The organism is [Mannheimia] succiniciproducens MBEL55E (assembly GCF_000007745.1).
GTDB lineage: Bacteria > Pseudomonadota > Gammaproteobacteria > Enterobacterales > Pasteurellaceae > Basfia > Basfia succiniciproducens.
This window is the reverse complement of record NC_006300.1, coordinates 350,438-374,299: the sequence shown is the minus strand read 5'-3', so window position 1 is coordinate 374,299 and position 23,862 is coordinate 350,438. Positions and strand designations below refer to the sequence as shown.

Genomic DNA, 23,862 nt, shown 5'->3' with positions numbered 1-23,862 from the left:
ATATATGCGTCAATATTTAGATTTATGCCAACGTATCGTAAATGAAGGCTGCTGGATTGAAAACAAGCGTACCGGAAAACGCTGCTTAACCGTTATCAATGCGGATTTGACTTATGATGTGGCAAACAACCGATTTCCGATTATTACTACACGTAAAAGTTATTGGAAAGCGGCGATTGCGGAGTTTCTGGGTTATATCCGCGGCTACGATAATGCGGCGGATTTCCGTAAATTAGGAGCAAAAACCTGGGATGCCAACGCTAATGAAAATCAGGTATGGCTGAACAACCCTCATCGCAAAGGCACCGACGATATGGGGCGCGTTTACGGCGTACAAGGCAGAGCCTGGCGTAAGCCTAACGGCGAAACCGTTGATCAATTACGCAAAATAGTCAACAATTTAAGTCGCGGCATTGATGATCGCGGCGAAATTCTGACCTTTTTAAACCCGGGTGAATTCGATCTCGGTTGTCTGCGCCCTTGTATGTACAATCACACGTTTTCTTTGCTGGGCGATACGCTTTATTTAACCAGTTATCAACGCTCCTGTGACGTACCTTTAGGCTTGAATTTCAATCAAATTCAAGTATTTACGTTCTTAGCTTTAATGGCGCAGATTACCGGTAAAAAAGCCGGTCAGGCATACCACAAAATCGTCAATGCGCATATTTACGAAGACCAGCTGGAACTAATGCGCGACGTGCAGTTAAAACGCGAACCGTTCCCGTCGCCAAAACTGGAAATTAATCCGGACATTAAAACCCTTGAAGATTTAGAAACCTGGGTAACCATGGATGATTTCAACGTCGTTGGTTACCAATGCCACGAACCGATAAAATATCCGTTCTCGGTATAAACCGACAAAAGTGCGGTCAAAAATTTAATATTTTCATCTGTTATAGAAAATATTTTTCAACATAAAATGTAGGGATGCCTGTTTGGCGTCCGTAAATACGCAGAAAAATATTAAATTTTTGACCGCACTTTTTTCATCTCAATTAACAGCCTGATAATTCTTATGGATCAACAGATTAGCTTTGACGAAAAAATGATGAATCGAGCTCTTTTCCTTGCCGACAAGGCGGAAGCTTTAGGGGAAATTCCCGTAGGTGCCGTATTGGTGGATGAACGGGGCAATATCATTGGTGAAGGCTGGAATCTATCTATTGTAAACTCAGATCCCACCGCCCATGCCGAAATTATTGCGTTACGTAACGCCGCGCAGAAAATCCAAAATTACCGCCTGCTCAATACCACTTTATATGTGACGTTAGAACCCTGCACCATGTGCGCCGGCGCGATTTTACACAGCCGAATCAAACGCTTGGTATTCGGGGCGTCCGATTACAAAACCGGTGCGGTGGGTTCCAGATTTCATTTTTTTGAGGATTATAAAATGAATCATGGGGTTGAGATCACAAGCGGTGTCTTACAGGATCAATGCAGTCAGAAGTTAAGCCGCTTTTTCCAAAAGCGCAGGGAACAGAAAAAACAACAAAAAGCTACCGCACTTTTACAACACCCCCGGCTTAACTCCTCTGAAAAATAGTGACAAAAAAACCGTCATAATGTTTACGACGGTTTTTTTATTTCTTCTAATATGTCACATTAAGCCCGTAGCCTGCAAGCAACCCCTTAACATGCTCCATTAATTCTTTTGTCGGCGGTTTTACATCTTCAAGCTCGTATTTATCGCCGAGTACTTCCCATTTATGGGCGCCTAGACGGTGATAAGGTAATAATTCCACTTTTTCGATATTCTTCATATCTTTAATGAAATTCCCCAGCATGTGCAAATCTTCGTCACTATCTGTATAACCCGGCACTACAACATGGCGGATCCAGGTACGCTGATTTCGATCCGCTAAATATTTTGCGAATTCGAGCACTCTTTTATTCGGCACGCCAATCAGGCTTTCGTGAACCCGTTCATTCATTTCTTTCAGGTCAAGCAACACAAGATCCGTGTCATCAATCAATTCATCAATAATATGATCATGATGACGGACGAAACCGTTGGTATCCAAGCAAGTATTAATTCCTTCTTTATGGCAGGCTCTGAACCAGTCCCGTACAAATTCCGCCTGTAAAATAGCTTCACCGCCGGAAGCGGTAACTCCGCCGCCCGAGGCGTTCATAAAATGGCGATAGGTCACCACTTCTTTCATTAATTCTTCAACGGAAATTTCTTTACCGCCGTGCAAATCCCAGGTGTCTCTGTTATGGCAATATTTACAACGCATTAAGCAGCCTTGTAAAAATAAAATAAAGCGGATTCCCGGCCCGTCAACTGTCCCGCAGGTTTCAAATGAATGAATTCGTCCTAAAACCGACATAATATGCCCTTAAATAATCAACAAAATATAGCAAGAAGATTATAGCAAAGAATTTCGTTTTTTTCAGAGAATAGTCAAATCTTCGCAAAAAACTACCGCACTTTTATCCGCTTTAATCAGGGGAATTAAAACAAAAAAATTCCGCCTATTGAGGCGGAATTTATTAAGCAATAAGACAAACTCTCAATTACATTGATTGTGTAAACGTACGAGTGATAACGTCTTGTTGTTGTTCTTTAGTCAATGAGTTGAAACGAACCGCATAACCTGAAACACGAATGGTTAATTGCGGGTATTTTTCCGGATTTTCCATCGCATCTAACAACATTTCACGGTTAAGAACGTTAACGTTCAAGTGTTGACCGCCTTCCACTGTCGCTTCATGATGGAAATAACCGTCCATTAAACCGGCAAGGTTGCGTTTTTGCGCTTCGTCATCTTTACCTAATGCGTTCGGTACGATAGAGAAGGTATATGAAATACCGTCTTTCGCGTAAGCGAACGGAAGTTTAGCCACAGAAGTAAGTGAAGCAACCGCACCTTTTTGGTCACGACCGTGCATTGGGTTTGCACCCGGTCCGAATGGCGCGCCTGCTCGACGACCGTCCGGAGTATTACCGGTTTTCTTACCGTATACCACGTTAGAAGTGATAGTCAGGATAGATTGTGTCGGAGTTGCGTTGCGGTAAGTTTTGTGTTTTTGAACTTTTTTCATGAAACGTTCAACTAAGTCTACCGCTAAATCATCAACACGCGGATCATTGTTACCGAATTGCGGATATTCGCCTTCAATTTCGAAGTCGATAGCAACATTCGAGGCCACGACATTACCGTCTTTATCTTTGATGTCGCCGCGAATCGGTTTAACTTTCGCATATTTGATTGCTGATAATGAGTCCGCAGCCACGGAAAGACCCGCGATACCGCAAGCCATTGTACGGAATACGTCGCGATCGTGGAACGCCATCAATGCCGCTTCATATGCATATTTATCGTGCATGAAGTGGATGATGTTCAATGCGGTTACATATTGAGTCGCCAACCAGTCCATGAAACTGTCCATACGTTCGATTACGGTATCGAAATTCAATACTTCGTCTGTAATCGGCGCAGTTTTAGGACCGACTTGCATACCGTTTTTCTCATCGATACCGCCGTTAATTGCGTATAACATAGTTTTAGCTAAGTTTGCGCGCGCACCGAAGAATTGCATTTGTTTACCTACGACCATCGGTGATACGCAACATGCGATTGCGTAGTCATCGTTGTTGAAGTCAGGACGCATTAAGTCATCGTTTTCGTATTGTACGGAGGAAGTATCAATAGATACTTTCGCACAGAAACGTTTGAACGCTTCAGGTAATTGTTCGGACCAAAGAATAGTTAAGTTTGGTTCCGGAGAAGTACCCATAGTGTATAAAGTATGTAATACGCGGAAGCTGTTTTTAGTTACCAACGGACGACCGTCTAAGCCCATACCGGCGATAGTTTCAGTTGCCCACATCGGGTCGCCTGAGAATAATTGATCGTATTCCGGCGTACGTAAGAAACGAACCATACGTAATTTCATTACTAAGTGGTCCATTAATTCCTGCGCCTGTTGTTCAGTGATTAAACCGCGTTTTAAGTCACGTTCGATATAGATATCTAAGAATGTAGACGTACGACCGAATGACATTGCCGCACCGTTTTGTGATTTAACCGCAGCCAGATAAGCAAAATATGTCCATTGGATTGCTTCCTGTGCGTTTGTCGCAGGGCCGGAAATGTCGTAACCGTAAGATGCCGCCATTTCTTTGATTTTGCCTAAAGCGCGGTGTTGTTCGGCAATTTCTTCACGTAATTGGATAGTTGCCTGAATGTCTTCGCCCGCTTCCAAACGCGGTTGTAATGAATCGAATTGGGCTTTTTTATCTTTCATCAGGTAATCGATACCGTATACCGCTAAACGACGGTAGTCACCGATAATACGACCACGACCGTAAGCATCCGGTAAACCGGTTAACACGCCTGATTTACGGCAGCGTAAAATATCCGGCGTATAAACGTCGAATACGCCTTGGTTATGGGTTTTACGATATTCGGTGAAAATAAATTCTACTTGCGGATCTAATTTACGACCGTAAACTTCGCAAGAACCTTTGATCATTTTGATACCGCCGTACGGCATAATTGCACGTTTTAACGGAGCATCTGTTTGAAGACCAACGATTTTTTCTAAATCTTTATTGATATAACCTGGTTTGTGAGAAGTGATAGTTGACGGAGTATGTTCGTCGAAATCTAAAGGTGCGTGAGTTTTGTTTTCGATTTTGATGCCTTCCATCACGCTGTTCCACAACTCGCTGGTTGCAGGAGTCGCATCAGCTAAGAATGATTCGTCACCTTCATACGGAGTATAGTTTTTTTGGATAAAGTCACGTAAATTTACGCCGTTTTGCCATTCACCGGGAACGAATCCTTCCCATGCTTTTTTTTGAGCTTCAGTTAATTCAGCCATTTTTAATACTTCCTTCTTTTCTAGTATTGATAAGATTGAAACCTTGCAAGGATGACGGCGGATTTGCCGTCACTCTCACCCAACTAATGTGGACGACTGGTAAACCATTGCATTAGACCAATGCAAACACCACCACCGACGATGTTACCTAAAGTAACAGGAATTAAATTTTTAATTACTAAATGGTACATATCTAAATTTGCAAACTGCTCGGCATTTAAACCCGTTGCCTGCCAGAATTCCGGCGATGCGAAATTTGCAATTACCATGCCCATAGGGATCATAAACATATTTGCTACGCAGTGTTCAAAGCCTGAAGCGACAAACAACCCGATCGGCAGGATCATAATAAAAGCTTTATCCGTTAGAGTCTTGCCGGCATAGGCCATCCAAACGGCAATACATACCATAATGTTGCAAAGAATACCTAAACAGAAGGCTTCAACCCAGGTATGTTCTATTTTATGTTGTGCCGTATTTAAAATGGTTAATCCCCACTGACCGTTTGCCGCCATGATCTGACCGGAAAACCAAATTAATGCAACAATAAATAAACCGCCGACAAAATTACCGAAGTAAACCACAATCCAGTTACGTAACATCTGAATTGTTGTAATTTTACTCTCAAAGCGGGCAATAGTCGATAAAGTTGATGAAGTAAATAGTTCACAGCCGCAAACCACCACCATAATTACCCCGAGAGAGAACACCAAACCGCCGACCAGTTTAGTTAATCCCCAAGGCGCTCCCGCAGAGGCTGTTTGAGTTGTTGTATAAAAAACGAATGCAAGAGCAATAAACATACCGGCAGAGATCGCCGATAAAAATGAATAGGCTTGTTTTTTCGTAGCTTTATAAACGCCGACGTCTAACCCGGTTTGAGCCATCTCGGTTGGCGAAGCCATCCAAGCCAATTTAAAATCTTCCGATTTCATTGAGCTTTCCTTAGTAATAAAACTACTCGGAAATGAGTAGAACTGCCTTAAAGCATAAATGATAGATTAAAAAATCCAAAATTGTTGAATATTATTTAACGGGGGGATTATAAAAGATTCATAAATTAGATAATAGCTAATTTGAGTGATCCATATCACCTTTTACAGATTTTTTGACCTAAATCAAAATTACCCAAATAGAGTAATAATACCATTATAAAGGGTGTGGATTTATTCCTTTGGTTTACGAGATAAATTGCTATTTAAGCTGATTTCTGATAAAAAGTGCGGTAGATTTTTCCCAAAAATAAGGAAACACAAAATGGCAGAAGAAACAATTTTCAGTAAAATTATTCGTAAAGAAATTCCCGCCGACATTATATATCAAGACGATCTTGTCACCGCATTTCGCGATATTGCGCCGCAGGCAAAAACTCATATTTTAATTATTCCGAATAAATTGATTCCGACAGTAAACGACGTAACCGCAGAAGATGAAGCCGTATTAGGGCGCTTATTTATTACTGCCGCTAAAATTGCCAAACTGGAAGGTATTGCAGAAGACGGCTACCGTTTAATTGTCAATTGTAACAAACACGGCGGGCAAGAAGTATTTCATATTCATATGCACTTACTCGGCGGTGAAAAACTCGGTCCGTTAAACGCAAAATAATTCCAAAGGGCGTAGCAAATACGCCCCTAACAGCACTTATTTGATAATGAAAAAATTTTTCCTTTTTGCAACCGCACTTTTGCTTGCCTCATGTTCGGCACAAAAGCCCAACTTAGTGAGTACGCAGAAGCCGATTCTTAATATCGCGGCAAATCTCGCACAATCTATTGAAGCAAATGCGGGAGCACATTCCGCCTGGGTAAAAAATAAAAGCCAGCAACCTATCGCCTTTAACTACAACCTGTATTGGTACGATGAAAACGGCATAACCCAACTATTTTCAACCCAACAAGAAAAATATCAGGGCGCATTGTTGTTGCAGCCTCAGCAAAAAGCCGAAATTAACCTGACAAAGCCGACCGCAGAAAGTGTAAACTACCGTTTATATCTTTTTTCCGGTAATAACTAATTATTTATATGTCAACCTTACTTATCGACCTGAAAGGTCAAGAACTTTTAGCGGAAGAGGCGGAATTACTCGCGCATCCTCTGGTAGCCGGGCTTATTTTATTTACCCGCAACTTCTACGACAGATCACAAATTCAAGCGTTAATTAAAGATATTCGCCGACGAGTGAAAAAACCGTTATTGATCACCGTGGATCAGGAAGGCGGCAGAGTTCAGCGTTTCCGTGAAGGGTTTACCCAATTACCCGCCATGCAATCTTTTGCCGCGATGATTAGCGACCCGGCACTTCAACTGACAACGGCAAAAGAAGCCGGCTGGCTAATGGCGGCGGAAATGACCGCTTTAGACATTGATTTAAGTTTTGCTCCGGTACTGGATTTAGGGCACGAATGTAAAGCCATCGGTGATCGCAGTTTCTGTGAAGAAGTAGAACCTGCCGTCCGTCTGGCTTCCGCGTTTATTGACGGCATGCATCAAGCGGGTATGGCGACCACCGGCAAACATTTTCCGGGGCATGGTCACGTACTGGCGGACAGTCATTTGGAAACCCCTTATGACGAACGCCCGAGCGCCGTAATTTTTGAGCGAGATATTCAACCTTTCCAACAACTTATCGCACAAAATAAGCTTGATGCGGTCATGCCCGCACATGTAATTTATCGCCATTGTGACAGCCAACCCGCCAGCGGTTCAAAATATTGGTTGCAGGATATTCTGCGCCAAAAATTAGGCTTCGACGGGACGGTTTTTTCCGATGATCTCGGTATGAAAGGCGCCGGTTTCATGGGGGATTTCGTTGCCCGCAGCGAAAAAGCCCTTTCCGCAGGTTGTGATTTGCTTTTGCTTTGCAACGAACCGGAAGGTGTGGTTCAAGTGCTGGATAATCTAAAACTTGAAGAAAATCCGCCGCACTTTGCCGCCCGCCAACGTCGTTTACAGTCGTTATTTAAGAAAAAAGCCTTCAGCTGGAACGAATTAACAAAAACCCGGCGCTGGTTGGAAAATTCGAAAAAATTGACCGCACTTCAACAATCTTGGTTAGACAGCAAATAAGCAATCCTAAATACCGTAGGGCGTATCGCATACGCCCTTTGTAATTTAACGATTAAGCGACCGAATAAGCTTTCATAATTATGACTACAAAATGCCCCCACTTCCAAACCCAACAATGCCAATCCTGTCAATGGATTAACCGCCCTTATGACGAGCAATTAAATGAAAAACAAATCCATTTAAAACAACAAATCGCTCCTTTAGACCAATCGCAACTCCGTTGGTCGGCGCCTTTTCAATCACGTCAAAGCGGTTTTCGCAATAAAGCCAAAATGGTGGTAAGCGGTGCGGTGGAACGCCCGGTTTTAGGTATTTTGAAAGACCAAAATGCCCCGCAAAGTGCGGTGGATTTAACGGATTGCCTGCTCTATTCAGCCGGTTTCAAACCGATTTTCCCCGTGTTGAAAGATTTTATCGGGAGAGCGGGGTTAGTACCTTATAATGTTGCCAAACAAAAAGGCGAACTGAAATATATTCTGCTGACGGAAAGCGGTTATCAGGGAGATATTATGCTGCGTTTCGTGTTGCGTTCGGAGAATAAAATTCCGTTAATTCGGCGGGAACTGGCAAAACTTCGGGAAAAACTACCGCAGTTAAAGGTGATTAGCGCCAATATTCAACCTCAACATGCGGCGATTTTAGAAGGCGAAAAAGAAATCTTTTTTACTGAACGGCAGGTGCTGGAAGAACGCTTTAATCGGATTCCGTTGTTTATCCGTCCGCAAGGTTTTTTCCAAACCAATCCGCAGGTAGCGGAAGGCTTGTACGGCACTGCGCAACAATGGGTGAAAGATTTACCCGTCAATAAACTTTGGGATCTGTTTTGCGGTGTCGGCGGATTCGGCTTGCACTGTGCAAAAGCATTGCAGGAAAAAAATCCCGACATTGAATTAACCGGAATTGAAATCGCCCCTTCGGCAATTTATTGCGCCGGCCTCTCCGCGCAAAAGTGCGGTCTGAAAAAGGTGAATTTTCAGTCTTTGGATGCGGCAAATTTTGCCTTAAATCAGGACGAAAACAAGCCGGATCTGGTTATCGTCAACCCGCCCCGCCGAGGTATCGGCAAACCGCTGGCTCAATTTCTCAATCAAATGCAACCGCAGTTTATTCTTTATTCGAGTTGTAATGCGATAAGCATGACGAAAGATTTACTTGAACTTACTCATTATCAATTGCAAAAAATCCAATTATTTGATATGTTTCCTCACACCTCGCATTATGAGGTGTTAACTCTGTTGATAAAAAGATAGACTATGCCAATCAGGCATAGCCTATTTAAAACTTTTAGTGCGGTCAAAAATTCTCGATATTTTTACCGCACTTTTTTTATCAGAAATTAATCCGCATGTTCGCTCAGAAAACCGCCGCTTTGGTGTCGCCACAGTTTGGCATATAAGCCGTTTTGGGCAAGCAATTCGGCGTGAGTGCCTTGTTCTACGATTTGACCTTTATCTAAAACGATCAAGCGATCCATTGCCGCAATGGTTGAAAGACGGTGTGCAATGGCGATAACGGTTTTGTTTTCCATCATTTTATCCAGACTTTCCTGAATTGCCGCTTCCACTTCACTGTCCAGCGCACTGGTCGCTTCGTCCAATAATAAAATAGGGGCGTCTTTTAACATCACTCGGGCAATGGCGATACGTTGACGTTGACCGCCGGAAAGTTTTACCCCTCGTTCTCCTACATGCGCATCGTAACCGCGGCGACCTTTCGCATCACTTAAAAACGGAATAAAATCGGCGGCTTCCGCACGTTTCGCCGCATTAATCATATCTTCATCCGTCGCTTCCGGGCGACCATAAATAATGTTATCCCGCACGGAACGGTGCAGCAACGAAGTGTCCTGTGTCACCAAACCGATTTGACGGCGCAAACTTTCTTGTTGTACGTCCAGAATATTCTGCCCGTCAATGCTAATAGTACCGTTTTGCGCTTCATAGAAACGTAACAACAGGTTCACAATAGTCGATTTACCTGCGCCGGAACGCCCGATTAAACCCACTTTTTCACCCGGTCTAATGGTTAAATTAAAATGGTTTAACAGCGGTTTAGCCGGGTCGTAACAAAAATCAACATTATCAAAACGGATTTCGCCTTTTTTCACTTCAAGCTGAGGTGCATTCGGCTTATCAATAATCGTATGAGGCTTTGACAATGTTGTCATGCCGTCGTTTACCGTACCGATATTTTCAAATAAGCGGGCGGATTCCCACATAATCCAGCGGGATAAACCGTTCACACGCAATGCCATGGCAACTGCGGTCGCAATAGCGCCCACGCCGACAGCACCTTTTTGCCATAAAAGAATACCTAAAATTGCCGTGCTTAAAGTTAAAAAGACGTTGGCGGCGTAAGTCAGCGTATCCAGAGAAGTCGCTAAACGCATTTGCGCGTGAACCGTGACCATAAATTCTTCCATGGATTTTTTCGCATAACTGGCTTCGCGGGCACCGTGAGAGAATAATTTTACCGTTGTGATATTCGAATAAGCGTCCGTTACCCGCCCGGTCATTAAAGATCGCGCATCAGCCTGACGTTCGGCGGTTTTTGCCAATTTAGGAATCAACACCCGCAAAATCATCACGAATAGCACGACCCATACCACAAACGGCACTAAGAACCAGCCGTCTAAAGCCACTAACACCACGCCCGAGCTGATAAAATACACCACCACATAAACCATCATATCCGCAATGGTAAGTACGGTATCACGTACCGCAAGAGCGGTCTGCATGACTTTTGCCGAAACTCTGCCTGCAAATTCATCCTGATAGAAACTTAAACTTTGTCCCAGCATTAAGCGATGGAAGTTCCAACGCAAGCGCATTGGGAAAACACCTTGCAGGGTTTGCAGACGAACGGCGGAAGCTAAAAACGACCATAAAATGCTGAACACCAATAAAAAGCCCATGCCCCACAACAAGGTGCCTTTTTCCTGCCATAAGGTTACCGGCGTATAGTTGCCAAGCCAGTCCACCAGCACGCCCATAAATTGAAATAACAGCGCCTCCATCACCCCGGTACCCACAGTTAACACCGCCAGCAACAGGATCCATTTTTTCATTCCGTCCAGACTTGACCAAATAAATTTAAATAACCCGTTTTCCGGGGTATTTGGCGTTTGATCGGGGTACGCCTCTACCCTGCGTTCAAACCACGAAAAAATTTTATTTAACATTATCCTACCTCAAAATCAGAGCCGGCTATTATACGCCGTATTTTCCGCTCCATAAATAAACTATGGAAAATCTGACCGCACTTTTTAGCGAATCCGGCTTGCCGTTATTTTTATTCAAATGCTCATAAGCCTTACACTATGAAGTGAAATAACCGGCTAAAGCGATAAAAAGCGCGAAAATAATCAGCCAGATAAACTGTAATTTTGCACTTTTCTTATTAATTTGCTGATTATGTAAACGGCGTTGTTCCAGCGTTTGCTTATATTTTTCTAAACTTGCCGTTTCAAAAGAAAAACCGCAATGAGGGCAAATCATCGCATTTTGACTGATTTTATGACGACATTCCGGGCATTTGTGTAAAGCCATAACCTTCCTGTTTATAACGAACGATAAGTTAAAAAATAATAACAGCAAACCGCGACAATCACGCAGATTCCCATGGTAAACAACATCGGGGCGGCGCTGTCCATTTTCATTAAGGCAACCAAAGAGCCCACAGTTGCGCCCAATCCGAAACGCACGCTACCGGCGACAGAATTTGCCGTTCCCGCCATTGTCGGAAATTTTTCGAGGATCGATGCCATTGCATTAGAGGAAATTAATGAGTTTTGACCCACAAATACCGCAATACCCAGCGCCATCGGCCAAAAACCTAAATCAAAGCAAGCCACGATAAGCAACCAAATTCCTGCGATAAGCTGAACGGTCAAACCGATTTGTAACATTCGTTCGGCGCCCACTCGATGAACCACCCGCCCGTTGATAACGGAGCCTAAAGTCATCACGCCGATATTCAGCATAAAAAAATAACCGAATTGATCCACGGGTACGCCATACAAACCGATATAGACGATAGAACCCGCCGTTAAAAAGGCGAATAATCCGCCGAAGCCTAATCCTGAAGAAAACATATAACCCAGCACTTCTTTACGGCGCCATAAAGTTACAAAATTACGTACCACCACATTTAGCCGCAGAGGAATGCGATTGTCCTGATGATGGGTTTCCGGAATGATAAAAAACACTAAAATCGCACTTAAAATCCCCATGGCGCAAATAACATAAAAAATACTGTGCCAATGGAAAAATAACACCAGATAACCGCCGATTATCGGCGCCACCAGAGGCGCAATCATAAACACCAGCGTTATCATTGACATGGTTTTCGATAATTCGTTTTTATCAAAAAGATCGCGCAATAACGCCCCTACCAGCACTACCGGCGCAGAGCCGAAAAAACCTTGAATAAAACGAAGTGCGGTAAAATTTTCGATAGAATTTACGCCGGTCAGAAAAAATGCGGCGACGGCACCGATAATCACACCAAGCAAAATAATGGGTTTGCGCCCGTAGCTATCGCCCACCGGTCCCCAGAATAATTGCCCAGCCGCCATACCGAAGGTAAAAAAAGTTAAAGTATATTGGACCCGCTCGGGATCCACCTGCAGATCACGGGCAATATTCAGGAAAGAAGGCAGATACATATCCACCCCTAAGGGCGGCAACATAGACAAAATACCCAGCGTGGCAATAAATATAAAGTTTCTTTTTTTAGCGGTACTCAAATTTTTTATCCTCTGTCAAAAATATTGAATTTCCTCTGCGGTTAACACACGAAATTCCCCTTCGGGCAAATCCTCATCCAATTCAATATTACCGATTTTCCACCGATGCAGCCCCACAACTTTATTACCTAACGCGGCGAACATGCGTTTTACCTGATGGTAACGTCCTTCGCTGATAGTTAAATTTACGTTGTAATCATCAATAATTTCTAATATGGCGGGCTTTGTGGGCTCTTTTTCACCGCGCAGTAGAATGCCTTGTTCACAAGCCTGTCGGTAATTGCTTTCAACGGGGTCCGCCAAGGTCACCAAATAGGTTTTCTGGCAATGATATTTCGGCGATGTCACCCGATGAGACCATTTCCCGTCGTCAGTCAATAACACCAGCCCGCTGGTATCCGCATCCAAACGCCCGGCGGTATGCAGCTTGCCGGCTAACGGATAATCAAAAAACTGATAGACAGTCGGATATTCGCCGTCGTCATGAGAACACACGTAACCCTGCGGCTTGTTAAGCATAATATAAACGCCGTCCTCCAGCCATTCTAAAGACTCACCTTCAAATAAAACTTCATCTTGCGGCGTTATTTTAAGCGACCCGCTTTTTACAACCTGACCGTTAACCTGCACATTCCCCTGACGCAGTATTTTCGCCGCTTGAGAACGGGTTAATCCCGTATTCTCCGCTAAAAATTTATCTAATCGCATAAATATCCTAAAATAATAAAACGCAGCCAAAGCGGCAATCTTGCGCAATACAAAAGAAAAGTCTGCTATCTTAGCATGAAATAAAAAGTGCGGTTAAAAAATAGTGATTTTTTAGCAAAAAACGCAGCCGGAATTCGCTACTAAAATTATTTTGTAAAAATTTTGTAAAAAATCGGTTTATATCACATTTTTATTATGCCATTCTATGTATAATCATTAAGCAGTACTTTATCGGTTAAAGTATTTTTCTATCCTATCCATTTGTGCATATTAAAAAGAGGTTTATATGGACGAACAATTACGTCAAGCCGCATTAGATTTTCATGAATTTCCGGTTCCCGGAAAGATCGAAGTTACCCCGACTAAATCACTTGCCACTCAACGTGACCTTGCACTGGCTTATTCGCCGGGCGTTGCAATGCCCTGTTTAGAAATTCAAGAAGATCCGGCAAAAGCTTATAATTACACCGCAAAAGGCAATTTAGTTGCCGTAATTTCAAACGGTACCGCCGTGTTGGGATTAGGTAATATCGGCGCCCTCGCAGGCAAACCGGTAATGGAAGGTAAAGGCGTTTTATTCAAAAAATTCGCCGGCGTAGATGTTTTTGATATTGAAATAAATGAAAAAGATCCGGAAAAATTAGTGGAAATTATCGCCGCCCTCGAGCCGACATTCGGCGGTATTAATCTTGAAGATATCAAAGCGCCCGAATGTTTTTACATTGAACAAAAATTACGCGAGCGCATGAATATTCCGGTATTCCACGATGATCAACACGGTACGGCGATTATCAGCTCCGCTGCGGTTTTAAACGGTTTACGCATTATTAATAAAAAAATCGAAGATGTGCGTTTAGTGGCATCCGGTGCGGGTGCGGCCTCTATTGCCTGTTTAAATCTGTTGGTGTCGTTAGGGATGAAACGTGAAAACATTACGGTTTGCGACTCTAAAGGCGTTATTTATAAAGGTCGCGACGAAAATATGGATGCAACAAAAAAACTGTATGCCATTGACGACAACGGTACCCGTTCATTAGCCGATGCAATTCCGAATGCGGATATTTTCTTAGGTTGCTCCGCCGCCGGCGCTTTGACTCAGGAAATGGTAAAAACAATGGGGCCTAATCCGTTGATTCTTGCGTTGGCTAACCCGAATCCGGAAATTACACCGCCGGAAGCAAAAGCGGTTCGTCCCGACGCCATCGTCTGTACCGGTCGTTCAGACTTCCCTAACCAAGTAAATAACGTGCTGTGCTTCCCGTTTATTTTCCGCGGTGCGCTAGATGTGGGTGCGACTACAATCAACGAAGAAATGAAAATGGCGGCGGTGCGCGCTATTGCCGATCTTGCGCTTGCCGAACAAAGCGATGTGGTTTCTTCAGCCTACACGGACGAAAGCGAAGTCACTTTCGGGCCGGAATACGTTATTCCTAAACCTTTTGATCCTCGCTTAATTATCCGTATTGCACCGGCGGTAGCCAAAGCGGCAATGGACAGCGGCGTGGCAACCCGCCCGATTCAAAATTTCGACGCTTATATCGAAAAACTCACCCAATTCGTTTACAAAACCAATCTGTTCATGAAACCTGTCTTTAATCAGGCGAAAGCGGATAAAAAACGCGTATTGCTCACAGACGGCGAAGAAACCCGCATTTTGCATGCGGTGCAAGAAATTTCGACCTTAGGAATCGCTTATCCCGTCTTGGTCGGACGTTTGGATGTGATCGAAGCGCAAATTAAACGCCTCGGTTTAAAAATCCAGGCGGGTGTCGATTTTGAAGTGCTAAATACGGATAATGAAGAAATCTACCAACAATGCTGGTCGCTCTATCACAATAAACTAAAACGTCACGGCGTTACCGAAGCCATGGCAAAACGCCGTATGTTAACCAACTCGACGGCTATCGGTTCCGCTTTACTGGAACTCGGTTATGCGGACGCAATGCTTTGCGGATTAGTCGGTACCTATTCTTCCAGCCTTTCTTTATTGAAAGAAGTTATCGGCATTAAAGAAAATGTAGACATCCCGGCAACGGTAAACGGATTGGTACTGCCAAGCGGCAACTTATTTATCGCGGATACTTTCGTTAATTTAGCGCCGACGGCGGAAGAATTAGCGGAAATTACCTTAATGGCGGCGGAAGAAGTGCGCCGTTTCGGTATTGAACCGCAAGTGGCGTTAATTTCTCATTCTAATTTCGGTACTTCGGAAGATCAAAGTGCGGTCAAAATGCGCGAAGTTTTACAATTAGTGAAAACGCAGGCGCCTGATTTGATCATTGACGGCGAAATGCACGCTAATGTAGCGTTAAATGAGAATTTACGCCGCGAAGTTATGCCTGACAGTCCGCTCAAAGGCGCGGCAAATCTGCTCATTATGCCGGATATGGAATCCGCCCGTATCAGTTTGAATTTATTACAGGGCACCGCGACACCGATTACTATCGGACCAATCCTGATGGGTATGAAAAAACCGGCGCATATTTTAACTTCCGTGTCTTCCGTACGCCGTATTATCAATATGGTTGCTATTGCGGCGGTTAAAGCGCAACAAAACTAAATTGATTTGATTTAAGGTCTGTTTATCTTTTATAAACAAACCCTAAATATTACAAAATAGGCTGCTTAATAAAAAGTAGCCTATTTTTTATGAAAAAAGAGTAAATTTAATGATCTTAATCAAATTTACTGTTAAAATATTTCAAGAATCAGGGTTGCGGGACTTTTAAATAATAAGTAGTGCTATTTAAAATGCCGGCAAACTTCAACAACACTCAACAAAATTACAAGGAACTTTTATGGCTTACACTCTACCTGAATTAGGTTACGCATATGATGCGTTAGAACCACATTTTGATGCGTTAACAATGGAAATTCACCATAGCAAACACCATCAAACTTATGTAAACAATGCCAACGCGGCGGTTGAAGCGGCGGTTAAAAACGTGCCGGCATTAGCGGAATATCTTGACGCCTGCCCGGGTAAAATTCTGAAAAACTTAGATAAAGTTGCTGCGGAAAACCGTACTGCCGTACGTAACAACGTGGGCGGTCATGCAAATCACAGTTTATTCTGGAAAGCATTAAAAACCGGCACAACATTACAAGGTGCGTTAAAAGATGCAATCATTCGCGATTTCGGTTCCGTTGAAGCATTCCAGGCTGAATTTGAAAAAGCAGCCGCAACGCGTTTTGGTTCCGGTTGGGCTTGGTTAGTTGTACAGGAAGGCGGCAAATTAGCAGTCGTTTCAACGGCAAACCAGGATTCTCCGATTATGGGAAAAGAAATTGCCGGTTGCGAAGGCTTCCCGCTATTTTGCTTAGATGTTTGGGAACACGCTTATTACTTGAAATTCCAAAACCGTCGTCCGGACTACATTAAAGAATTCTGGAACGTAGTAAACTGGGACTTTGCGGCAGAGCGCTTCGAAAAGAAATTAGCGGAATGCGGTTGCGCTAAATAATTTAATCCGATTTGCTAAAAAAGCACGATTCATAAAGTTTCGTGCTTTTTTATTGCCTGAGAAAATCTCGGTATAAAATGACTGCACTTTGATCTGCCCCCCAAAAGTGCGGTCGCTTTTGTTAAAATTTTGAATTAATGTCGCTTACAACTTGCCAGAATATCAAATTCGGGTTGATAAACAGAGGTTTTTAAATTCATATCCATCATACCGATTACGGTGCTGAAAAGATTATCATGAGAAAATTCCCGTGTTTTCGCTTTCTCTCTGACGCAATTTAAATCTACCCCCTCATTCTTTTTCCAAGTTTTTGAAAACCAAAAGACCATTGGCACGCGGGTTTGCTGTTCCGGGGCGATAGCATAAGGGGCGCCGTGCAGATACATACCGTTTTCCCCCAGAGATTCGCCGTGATCCGATACATAATAAACCGCACTTTCCAAATCATCTCTGTTTTCCAATTTTGAGATCACGGAATCAATAAAATTATCAATATACAAAATACTGTTATCGTAAGTATTAACTAATTGCTCATTGCTGCACGTCTGAATCTGATTAGTATCGCAAGTCGGTACAAACTTTTTATACTCCGGCGTATAACGCTCATAATAAGTCGGGCCGTGATTGCCGATAGTGTGCAAAATCAGCACGGTATCTTTAGTGGTTTCATTCAGGATTTTATCAAAATCGCGCAATAAAACTTCGTCCAGACATTCTCCTTCCGTACAATAATCTTTCAGCGTCATATTGACGGTTTCATTCGGCACGCGCAAACAAACACCTTTGCAGTCGCTGTTATTATCCAGCCAAAAAATATTCACCCCCGCGCGCTGCAACACGTCCAACAGATTATCCATTTTTTCCGCTTTCGAACCGTTATACTGATCTTTCGTCAAATACGAGAACATACAAGGCACAGACACCGCAGTCGCCGTACCGCAGCTGGTCACGTGATTGAAATTAATAACGTCATCACCACGCGCCGCCAGTTTCGGCGTAGTTTGCCGTTGATAACCGTTCAGTCCCCAGTTTTGTGCACGGGTAGTTTCACCGACGACAATAACCGTAAAATGACGATAAGGATCCGGTTTCTCCTGTTGAGCGTCCAATCCGATTTTTTCATAAGGGCGATTAGCATCATGGATACGTTTGATTTCATTCACACCCGCGGTAATAAAATTCGAAGGCAAAATTAAATTGACCGTCGGTTTGTTGTTGCGTACAAACGCCGCATAATCCTGATAGAAAAATTTCGAAATACTGAAAATCACAACTGCGGAAACTAAAATTGCACCCAGACGAATTCCTAATTCTTTAAACCAGGTATGGTAATTTATTTTTACGGAAAGATACAAAAAAGCTGGAATAATACCGAATCCGATAATCCATAACACATATTGCCAGGTTATCATCCGCGTACTTTCAGCAGATGTGGTCTGCAATACGTTTTCCAGCATATCCGTTGTAAAATAAACGTCCAGAAACACTTGGCTATACGCAATCGCAGCACTGATAATCAACAGTAACGGCATAATAATTTTATGCAATAGCGGCACGGCTAAGATCTGAAAAACGGCGTTCAGCGTAAAAAATACAAAAAACGGAACCGTTAATAAAAAATAATCTTCCGGCTTGCCGGTAAAAGGATGTTGGGTTAATACTTTGCCGTAAAATGCAAAATTTAATACTAATGTGAAATAAAGCGCCACAATGGCAATTAACGTTGAACTTCTTAAGTTAAAACGAGGGAAACGGATCATAGAAAATTCCTAATACTAATAAAATAGTAAAGTTGGAAGGATATTATTGCTGGTTAGACGGGTAAGCGCAATGTAAGTTCTGACTGGAAAAAAATATTTTCCCTGAGGAACTTTTGAGAAGATACAACTATCTTGTTATCCGAAATTCCTAAAAAAATAACCGCACTTTGATCTGCCCCCAAAAGTACGGTGATTTTAGGGCTTGTTGATGATTAAAATTTATACTTAAAAGATAAACAGCCTCTATTAAAATTTTGAATTAATGCGTGCTGGTACTGGTGGTGATTCGGTTAGCACGTTTGCGATCCATTCCCGTTAACAGTTTTTTACGGATACGGACGGATTGCGGGGTAACTTGTTAGAAGAATTCCTGTTTGTGACCGTTTTCTTCTTTCTTTATAGATAACTTGCGGCTGGGACAGCGCATCCGGTAGAATTTGAAATGTATTACGTTTAATTCAAAAATTAAATTTATAACGAAAAGTGCGGTAAAATTTCACAAAAATTTACCGCACTTTTCTTTATGTCCTTTTTTCTGTTATACGACTAAATCCAGCGTCTGACCCGTTGTTTATAAGCCAAATAAGTCTTGCCGAATTTTTCCGCTAACGCCGCTTCTTCGCGTTTAATCTGCCCTAAATTAAGGTAGGTTACAAAGATCACAATCCCTACAATACCCAACCAATTTCCCAGCCAAAGGATTTCACTGAATAAAAACAGCACCAAACTTAAATACATCGGATTACGGCTATAACGATAAATTCCCGAAGTCACCAACATACTGGTTTTATTCAAATGACGGGGATCCACTGTTGTTTTGAATTTATAAAATTCCCATGGACCTAAAGCCGCTACAATCATTGCTAATATAGCCACAAATACCGCCGTCAACGGGAAAGCAAACAACACACCAAAGTGCGGTAAGAATTTGATGAGAATTATGAGGAGGATAAATAAAATAATATGCATGTGAATAAAATGTCGGCTGAAAAGATATTCTGTATTTTTACACAAAATAAATAATTATCCTAATTTAGCTATCCTAGGGTCTTTTAATATTCGTTATAGCCGTAATCACTTTTTTCTTTTATAAGAATCTTCACTATCATTTTAAATAAAAAAGAGAGTTTTCACTCTCTTTTTTATCTCTAACTCGCTGATTTAGCTAATGCTTCCCGTTCCGCTAAAGCTTTACCAGCCCAACCTTCGGCAGAATAAATACCTAATTTATTTTTACGCATTTGTCTATCGAAGAACGCAACTACAAACGGGCATAAGAATAAGGTAATAATAGAAGCCGTTGCGCATTGTGCGGTTGCAAGCGGCACATGAGGTGTAAAGGTAGGGTCCGCATCAGCTACGGCAGCCGGAGTCATTGCTGAGTTTAATGCGGTTGTACCAATTGCCGCTCCCATTGCATTACGTTCTCTTTTTGGTAAGAAAATATTAAATACATAAAAAAATACCGCTGCAGTTAATGTTGAAAGGATACCTAAAATAATACCGGATGCACCGGCTTTCAAAATCGTACTGACGTCAGTACCAGAACCGATTGCAATAGTCATGAAGAAAATAATAATAGGCTGAGCTTTACCGCATAACTCACGGAATTTAGTATCAATATTACCCCAAACAAAACCAATTAATAATGGAATCAGGGTTGCTACTACCGCCATAAACGGAATATTTGCTAAACCGCTCGCTCCTAATGCGATTAGAGTGAAAAACGGTCCGTCATTTAAAGACAGAATTGAAATTGCACCCGTATCTGTTGAATTACCAAACTGTGATGAAAGTGAAATATAAAGGGAACTATTTGAGTTAGTGATTGCTGCAATTAAGACGATTGGTGATAATCCCCAAATACCCTCTGGTCCGAAAAGATGACCGACTAATAAACCAAGCGCCACACCCAAAAAGAATTTTGAACTGGTTAATACTACGCCTTTATAAAGAGGCATACCTACTTGACGAATATTAATTGACGCACCGCATAAAATAAGGAATATCCCCATCATTGCGGGCTGACCTTTTTGGAACAAGCCGGTTGTAAAACCACCTATTTCAAAAAATTGCGGAAAGAATGTTTTAATTGCAACAGCGAGCAATAATGGAATAATGACTAATCCGCCCGGGATTTTCATCATTCTTTCCATGAGTTTAAGATCAATATGACCTTCTTCATTGCGTAATGCCATAATGGTTCTCCTAAGATAGCAAGTAGATAAAAACCGCCTTATCTTTTGATACAATATGAATATAAGGCGGATTGTTCGTCAGAAATTATCTTTTGTTATATTTCGCATCAATTTCATTAATACGTTTCACTTTAGGTGCGGAACCGCCACCGGCAAACTCACATTTGAACCACACATCAATTAATGATTTTGCTAACTCAACACCTATAACACGTTCTCCCAAGCACATAATCTGAGCGTCATTACTTTTTCTTGAGCGCTCGGTTGAAAACACATCATAACATACTGCCGCGCGTATTCCCGGAACTTTATTTGCCGTAATACACATACCAATACCGGTACCGCAAGTTAGAATTGCCCGTTGGTATTTTCCCTCGGCAACCGCAACTGCAACGGCTTCCGCTACATCAGGATATAAAACGACATCTCCTTCTCCGGCGCCAAAATCATCATATTCAATGCCCAGCTCATCTAAATGCTTCATAATTTCAACTTTTAAGCGATATGCCGCTTCATCACATCCAATAGCAATTTTCATAATTATTCACTCCTCAATATATTACTTATCTCGACAGGCTTCTAAGAATAGGCGATCAACAATCTTACAAGCCGTATATTCATCACCTGTTAAGCCGCCTTTACCGACAATCGGCATTTTATTATCAAAAATCCCCACTAGACGCCCGATATCGGATTGTGGGATTACATAGTCAATCATTTCAATAGCCGAAACATTTAACTGGTTGCACACATTCACCATAGTGTCCCCGCCTGTTGCAAAAATACCGGCAAAACGTTGGTGACCAATTTGTTTAAAAATATCCGAAACAATCATGCCTAGTCCCGCATTAATTCGCTCGGCGCTTTCACCGCGAACAAACTTACGTTTAGCATCTTCCGCATCAAGATTAAGTAACGGACCATGCAATGCCGTTTCAAGTAAAATTGCTCTTGGCCGCACATCATTAGCCATATAATCTTTTACAAGACCCACCACTCGTTTTGCTTCCGTATCGGCAATATCGCCGCCTTCAATAAGCAATACGGGATCGACAGAAATTGATATATTACGAGGATCCTGACAAAGCGTATCCATTTGTAATTTAGTAACAGGTGTTGCACTACCGGCGACTACTAATACGGTTTTATCTTCAGCGCATGTAGCATCAGTTTGTGGAATATTCGGTTCTTCTCGGTGGATTAAGCCCCGTTGATAGCCGAGTGCGGCGGTAAACGGACCCGGATCAACGGCTAGAATCGGATTATCAAGCATTAAACAAGCCTGGGCGATATTAGACACATCTTCAAGAGTGATTGCATCAACAACGATTACTTGTTTGCCTTGAGTAATCTGATCCATCAAAGCAATACGAATTTCATATACGCCATGCATAACGTCGGTTAAACTGACTAACCCCACTTTACGACGAGTCTGGCTTGCAAGTAATGCCGGAATATACCCCTCCCGTACTGGTGTACGCACATCACGCGCTACTGGCGTATTGGTTAATGCAACGCCGTCAATCACTGAATAACCGCCAACAAGAATACGCCGGGATTGGGGCATCGCCGGCACCACAACCGCTATGGTATTCTCAGGCAAAGTATCAAGCATCGCATCAATTTCAACGCCGACACCACCTCGCATTGTGGTATCAATGCGTTTAGTAAAATATTGCACCCCCATATTTTTCAATACTTGAGTTGCTTCTTTCACATGTTTATAAGCTTCATGTTTAAGTAACGGACGACTACTTGTACTAATCAGTAGTGAATCGGATGGCACTTCAGCATTCGATTTAATGGCAGCTTCCGTATTAAAACATACGGTTGTTTTCGAACCTGAGCGGGCTAATAATACTCCGGTTGTTGTCGCACCGGTTAAATCATCAGCGACTACACCAATAACGGGCATATTCCACCTCCTAAATTAAGCTTTTTTATTCATATACTTAGCTGTATATTCAGCTAATACTTTAGTTGACTCAATCATGCTTACGCCATTTGCAATATTTTTCCCTGCGATATCAAAAGCAGTACCATGATCAACAGAACTACGCATAAACGGTAAACCGAATGTAATAGTTACCGATTTTTCAAAATCTAATGTTTTACATGCAATGTGCCCCTGATCATGATATAGAGACAAAATCGCATCATATTTACCGGATTTACCGATATGGAATACGGAATCCGCCGGAACCGGGCCTGTTGCATTAATCCCTTCCGCTTTTGCGGCTTCAACGGCAGGAATCAATTCATCAATTTCTTCTCGACCAAACAAACCGTTATCACCGCCATGAGGATTTAACGCCGCAACTGCAATGAACGGATTTTCAATACCGATATTACGCAATTCCTTATCAATATTTCTTACATCTTGTAATACGCGTTCTTTCGTTGCGTACTTACAAGCATCAATAACCGACATATGACGACTTACGAAGAAAACACGTAATTTATGGCAACTAAACATTGTCAAGCCATATTCGGAATGAGTTTCATTTTGATAAATTTCCGTATGGCCGGGCTCTTTCACACCTGCTAATTTAATTGCAATTTTATGAATGGGTGCGGTAGAAACCGCATCAATTTTTTTAGCCATACCTAACTCAATGGATTTTAATACCCAGTCATAAGACATTTGGCCAGCGAGTTTCTGAACCTCGCCCCACTTAATGGAATCAGTGTCATAATTACCGGTTTCAAGTACATCGAAAGTTCCTAATTCGTATTTAGCTTCACTTGGATCCTGAATTTTATTAAATTTAATTGAAACGCCACGAACCTTGGCAGCCCTTTCTAAAATAGGAATGCTACCGATAACAAAAGGTTTACATACATTATGAATCTCTTCACTTAGCATTGTATCGACGGTAATTTCCGGACCAATACCTGCGGGATCACCCATTGTTAATGCAATTACTGGTTTTTTCATTTAAAGCTCCTTAAAATAATTTAAACTTTCGCTTTCTTTCGTTTTAAATTTATCGTAAAATAACTATATTGAGACAGAAACTAAAAAACAAATATTTTTTGTTCAAAAATCGATCTAGATCACAAAAAAATTTAATTTTTTA

At 42.2% G+C, this 23,862-nt stretch carries 21 protein-coding genes; 8 read left to right on the top strand and 13 right to left on the bottom strand.

The genetic code is table 11. The features are described from left to right. Window positions 1-4 precede the first annotated feature (4 nt). Together MS_RS01835 and tadA are read left to right on the top strand one after the other, a co-directional pair. A complete protein-coding gene (locus tag MS_RS01835; protein ID WP_011199587.1) occupies window positions 5-856 on the top strand; it encodes a thymidylate synthase in 852 nt (283 codons plus the stop codon). A 162-nt stretch (window positions 857-1,018) separates the two neighbouring features. Continuing rightward, entirely contained in the window at window positions 1,019-1,549 is a 531-nt protein-coding gene (gene tadA / locus MS_RS01830; RefSeq protein WP_011199586.1) for a tRNA adenosine(34) deaminase TadA, read from the top strand. A gap of 46 nt (window positions 1,550-1,595) precedes the next feature. Here tadA and pflA read toward each other — a convergent pair whose 3' ends face one another. The 3 genes from pflA to focA form a co-directional block, all read right to left on the bottom strand. Then, entirely contained in the window at window positions 1,596-2,336 is a 741-nt protein-coding gene (pflA, locus tag MS_RS01825; RefSeq protein WP_011199585.1) for a pyruvate formate lyase 1-activating protein, read from the bottom strand. 187 nt (window positions 2,337-2,523) lie between these two features. Next, a complete protein-coding gene (pflB, locus tag MS_RS01820; RefSeq protein ID WP_011199583.1) occupies window positions 2,524-4,836 on the bottom strand; it encodes a formate C-acetyltransferase in 2,313 nt (770 codons plus the stop codon). Between the two features lie 83 nt (window positions 4,837-4,919). Further along, window positions 4,920-5,771: a formate transporter FocA gene (gene focA / locus MS_RS01815; RefSeq protein WP_011199582.1), complete on the bottom strand. Its 852-nt coding sequence runs from the start codon at window positions 5,769-5,771 to the stop codon at window positions 4,920-4,922. A gap of 322 nt (window positions 5,772-6,093) precedes the next feature. Between focA and hinT the strand changes: the two genes are divergently transcribed. From hinT to rlmC, 4 genes are all read left to right on the top strand, one after another. Further along, window positions 6,094-6,444, top strand: a complete 351-nt coding sequence (gene hinT / locus MS_RS01810; protein ID WP_041639516.1) for a purine nucleoside phosphoramidase — start codon at window positions 6,094-6,096, stop codon at window positions 6,442-6,444. 46 nt (window positions 6,445-6,490) lie between these two features. Next, a complete protein-coding gene (locus MS_RS01805) occupies window positions 6,491-6,853 on the top strand; it encodes a YcfL family protein (protein ID WP_041639515.1) in 363 nt (120 codons plus the stop codon). Between the two features lie 8 nt (window positions 6,854-6,861). Then, on the top strand, window positions 6,862-7,905 hold the full coding sequence (gene nagZ, locus MS_RS01800) for a beta-N-acetylhexosaminidase (RefSeq protein WP_011199578.1): 1,044 nt from the start codon (window positions 6,862-6,864) through the stop codon (window positions 7,903-7,905). Window positions 7,906-7,985: 80 nt separating this feature from the next. Next, window positions 7,986-9,155: a 23S rRNA (uracil(747)-C(5))-methyltransferase RlmC gene (rlmC, locus tag MS_RS01795; RefSeq protein ID WP_011199577.1), complete on the top strand. Its 1,170-nt coding sequence runs from the start codon at window positions 7,986-7,988 to the stop codon at window positions 9,153-9,155. Between the two features lie 86 nt (window positions 9,156-9,241). On the opposite strand, the gene MS_RS01790 is transcribed toward rlmC, so the two are convergent. From MS_RS01790 to rsuA, 4 genes are all read right to left on the bottom strand, one after another. Next, the gene (locus MS_RS01790) at window positions 9,242-11,086 is read right to left on the bottom strand and encodes an ABC transporter ATP-binding protein (protein WP_011199576.1); all 1,845 of its coding nucleotides are present in this window, start codon (window positions 11,084-11,086) and stop codon (window positions 9,242-9,244) included. 136 nt (window positions 11,087-11,222) lie between these two features. Next, on the bottom strand, window positions 11,223-11,453 hold the full coding sequence (locus MS_RS01785; protein ID WP_011199575.1) for a zinc ribbon domain-containing protein: 231 nt from the start codon (window positions 11,451-11,453) through the stop codon (window positions 11,223-11,225). A gap of 11 nt (window positions 11,454-11,464) precedes the next feature. Then, a complete protein-coding gene (locus MS_RS01780) occupies window positions 11,465-12,652 on the bottom strand; it encodes a Bcr/CflA family multidrug efflux MFS transporter (RefSeq protein WP_011199574.1) in 1,188 nt (395 codons plus the stop codon). A 15-nt stretch (window positions 12,653-12,667) separates the two neighbouring features. Next, the gene (rsuA, locus tag MS_RS01775; RefSeq protein WP_041639512.1) at window positions 12,668-13,360 is read right to left on the bottom strand and encodes a 16S rRNA pseudouridine(516) synthase RsuA; all 693 of its coding nucleotides are present in this window, start codon (window positions 13,358-13,360) and stop codon (window positions 12,668-12,670) included. Window positions 13,361-13,646: 286 nt separating this feature from the next. Between rsuA and MS_RS01770 the strand changes: the two genes are divergently transcribed. Both MS_RS01770 and MS_RS01765 read left to right on the top strand, forming a co-directional pair. Beyond that, window positions 13,647-15,920, top strand: coding sequence for an NADP-dependent malic enzyme (locus tag MS_RS01770; RefSeq protein WP_011199572.1), 2,274 nt, complete (start codon window positions 13,647-13,649; stop codon window positions 15,918-15,920). A 238-nt stretch (window positions 15,921-16,158) separates the two neighbouring features. Further along, on the top strand, window positions 16,159-16,824 hold the full coding sequence (locus MS_RS01765) for a Fe-Mn family superoxide dismutase (RefSeq protein WP_011199571.1): 666 nt from the start codon (window positions 16,159-16,161) through the stop codon (window positions 16,822-16,824). Between the two features lie 134 nt (window positions 16,825-16,958). Here the strand turns inward: MS_RS01765 and MS_RS01760 are convergent, their stop codons facing one another. The 6 genes from MS_RS01760 to pdxA all read right to left on the bottom strand — a co-directional run bounded on the left by MS_RS01760 (window position 16,959) and on the right by pdxA (window position 23,720). Then, window positions 16,959-18,584, bottom strand: a complete 1,626-nt coding sequence (locus MS_RS01760; protein WP_011199569.1) for a phosphoethanolamine transferase — start codon at window positions 18,582-18,584, stop codon at window positions 16,959-16,961. Window positions 18,585-19,130: 546 nt separating this feature from the next. Further along, window positions 19,131-19,553, bottom strand: coding sequence for a methyltransferase family protein (locus MS_RS01755; RefSeq protein WP_041640132.1), 423 nt, complete (start codon window positions 19,551-19,553; stop codon window positions 19,131-19,133). A gap of 179 nt (window positions 19,554-19,732) precedes the next feature. Then, entirely contained in the window at window positions 19,733-20,782 is a 1,050-nt protein-coding gene (locus MS_RS01750; protein WP_050738249.1) for a 2-keto-3-deoxygluconate permease, read from the bottom strand. A gap of 85 nt (window positions 20,783-20,867) precedes the next feature. Continuing rightward, window positions 20,868-21,320 carry a ribose 5-phosphate isomerase B gene (rpiB, locus tag MS_RS01745; protein ID WP_011199565.1) on the bottom strand — a complete coding sequence of 151 codons (453 nt, stop codon included), beginning with the start codon at window positions 21,318-21,320 and terminating at the stop codon, window positions 20,868-20,870. 21 nt (window positions 21,321-21,341) lie between these two features. Further along, a complete protein-coding gene (locus MS_RS01740; protein WP_011199564.1) occupies window positions 21,342-22,697 on the bottom strand; it encodes a four-carbon acid sugar kinase family protein in 1,356 nt (451 codons plus the stop codon). A gap of 15 nt (window positions 22,698-22,712) precedes the next feature. Beyond that, window positions 22,713-23,720, bottom strand: a complete 1,008-nt coding sequence (gene pdxA, locus MS_RS01735; protein ID WP_011199563.1) for a 4-hydroxythreonine-4-phosphate dehydrogenase PdxA — start codon at window positions 23,718-23,720, stop codon at window positions 22,713-22,715. Window positions 23,721-23,862 lie beyond the last annotated feature (142 nt).

Bases quoted from the DNA above. Each gene is read 5' to 3' on its own strand.
- MS_RS01785 (WP_011199575.1), bottom strand. From the start codon at position 11,453: ATGGCTTTACACAAATGCCCGGAATGTCGTCATAAAATCAGTCAAAAT.
- hinT (WP_041639516.1), top strand. From the start codon at position 6,094: ATGGCAGAAGAAACAATTTTCAGTAAAATTATTCGTAAAGAAATTCCC.
- pflA (WP_011199585.1), bottom strand. From the start codon at position 2,336: ATGTCGGTTTTAGGACGAATTCATTCATTTGAAACCTGCGGGACAGTT.
- MS_RS01790 (WP_011199576.1), bottom strand. From the start codon at position 11,086: ATGTTAAATAAAATTTTTTCGTGGTTTGAACGCAGGGTAGAGGCGTAC.
- MS_RS01760 (WP_011199569.1), bottom strand. From the start codon at position 18,584: ATGATCCGTTTCCCTCGTTTTAACTTAAGAAGTTCAACGTTAATTGCC.
- MS_RS01750 (WP_050738249.1), bottom strand. From the start codon at position 20,782: ATGGCATTACGCAATGAAGAAGGTCATATTGATCTTAAACTCATGGAA.
- rlmC (WP_011199577.1), top strand. From the start codon at position 7,986: ATGACTACAAAATGCCCCCACTTCCAAACCCAACAATGCCAATCCTGT.
- pflB (WP_011199583.1), bottom strand. From the start codon at position 4,836: ATGGCTGAATTAACTGAAGCTCAAAAAAAAGCATGGGAAGGATTCGTT.
- MS_RS01740 (WP_011199564.1), bottom strand. From the start codon at position 22,697: ATGCCCGTTATTGGTGTAGTCGCTGATGATTTAACCGGTGCGACAACA.
- MS_RS01805 (WP_041639515.1), top strand. From the start codon at position 6,491: ATGAAAAAATTTTTCCTTTTTGCAACCGCACTTTTGCTTGCCTCATGT.
- rsuA (WP_041639512.1), bottom strand. From the start codon at position 13,360: ATGCGATTAGATAAATTTTTAGCGGAGAATACGGGATTAACCCGTTCT.
- rpiB (WP_011199565.1), bottom strand. From the start codon at position 21,320: ATGAAAATTGCTATTGGATGTGATGAAGCGGCATATCGCTTAAAAGTT.
- nagZ (WP_011199578.1), top strand. From the start codon at position 6,862: ATGTCAACCTTACTTATCGACCTGAAAGGTCAAGAACTTTTAGCGGAA.
- MS_RS01755 (WP_041640132.1), bottom strand. From the start codon at position 19,553: ATGCATATTATTTTATTTATCCTCCTCATAATTCTCATCAAATTCTTA.
- MS_RS01765 (WP_011199571.1), top strand. From the start codon at position 16,159: ATGGCTTACACTCTACCTGAATTAGGTTACGCATATGATGCGTTAGAA.
- pdxA (WP_011199563.1), bottom strand. From the start codon at position 23,720: ATGAAAAAACCAGTAATTGCATTAACAATGGGTGATCCCGCAGGTATT.
- focA (WP_011199582.1), bottom strand. From the start codon at position 5,771: ATGAAATCGGAAGATTTTAAATTGGCTTGGATGGCTTCGCCAACCGAG.
- tadA (WP_011199586.1), top strand. From the start codon at position 1,019: ATGGATCAACAGATTAGCTTTGACGAAAAAATGATGAATCGAGCTCTT.
- MS_RS01835 (WP_011199587.1), top strand. From the start codon at position 5: ATGCGTCAATATTTAGATTTATGCCAACGTATCGTAAATGAAGGCTGC.
- MS_RS01770 (WP_011199572.1), top strand. From the start codon at position 13,647: ATGGACGAACAATTACGTCAAGCCGCATTAGATTTTCATGAATTTCCG.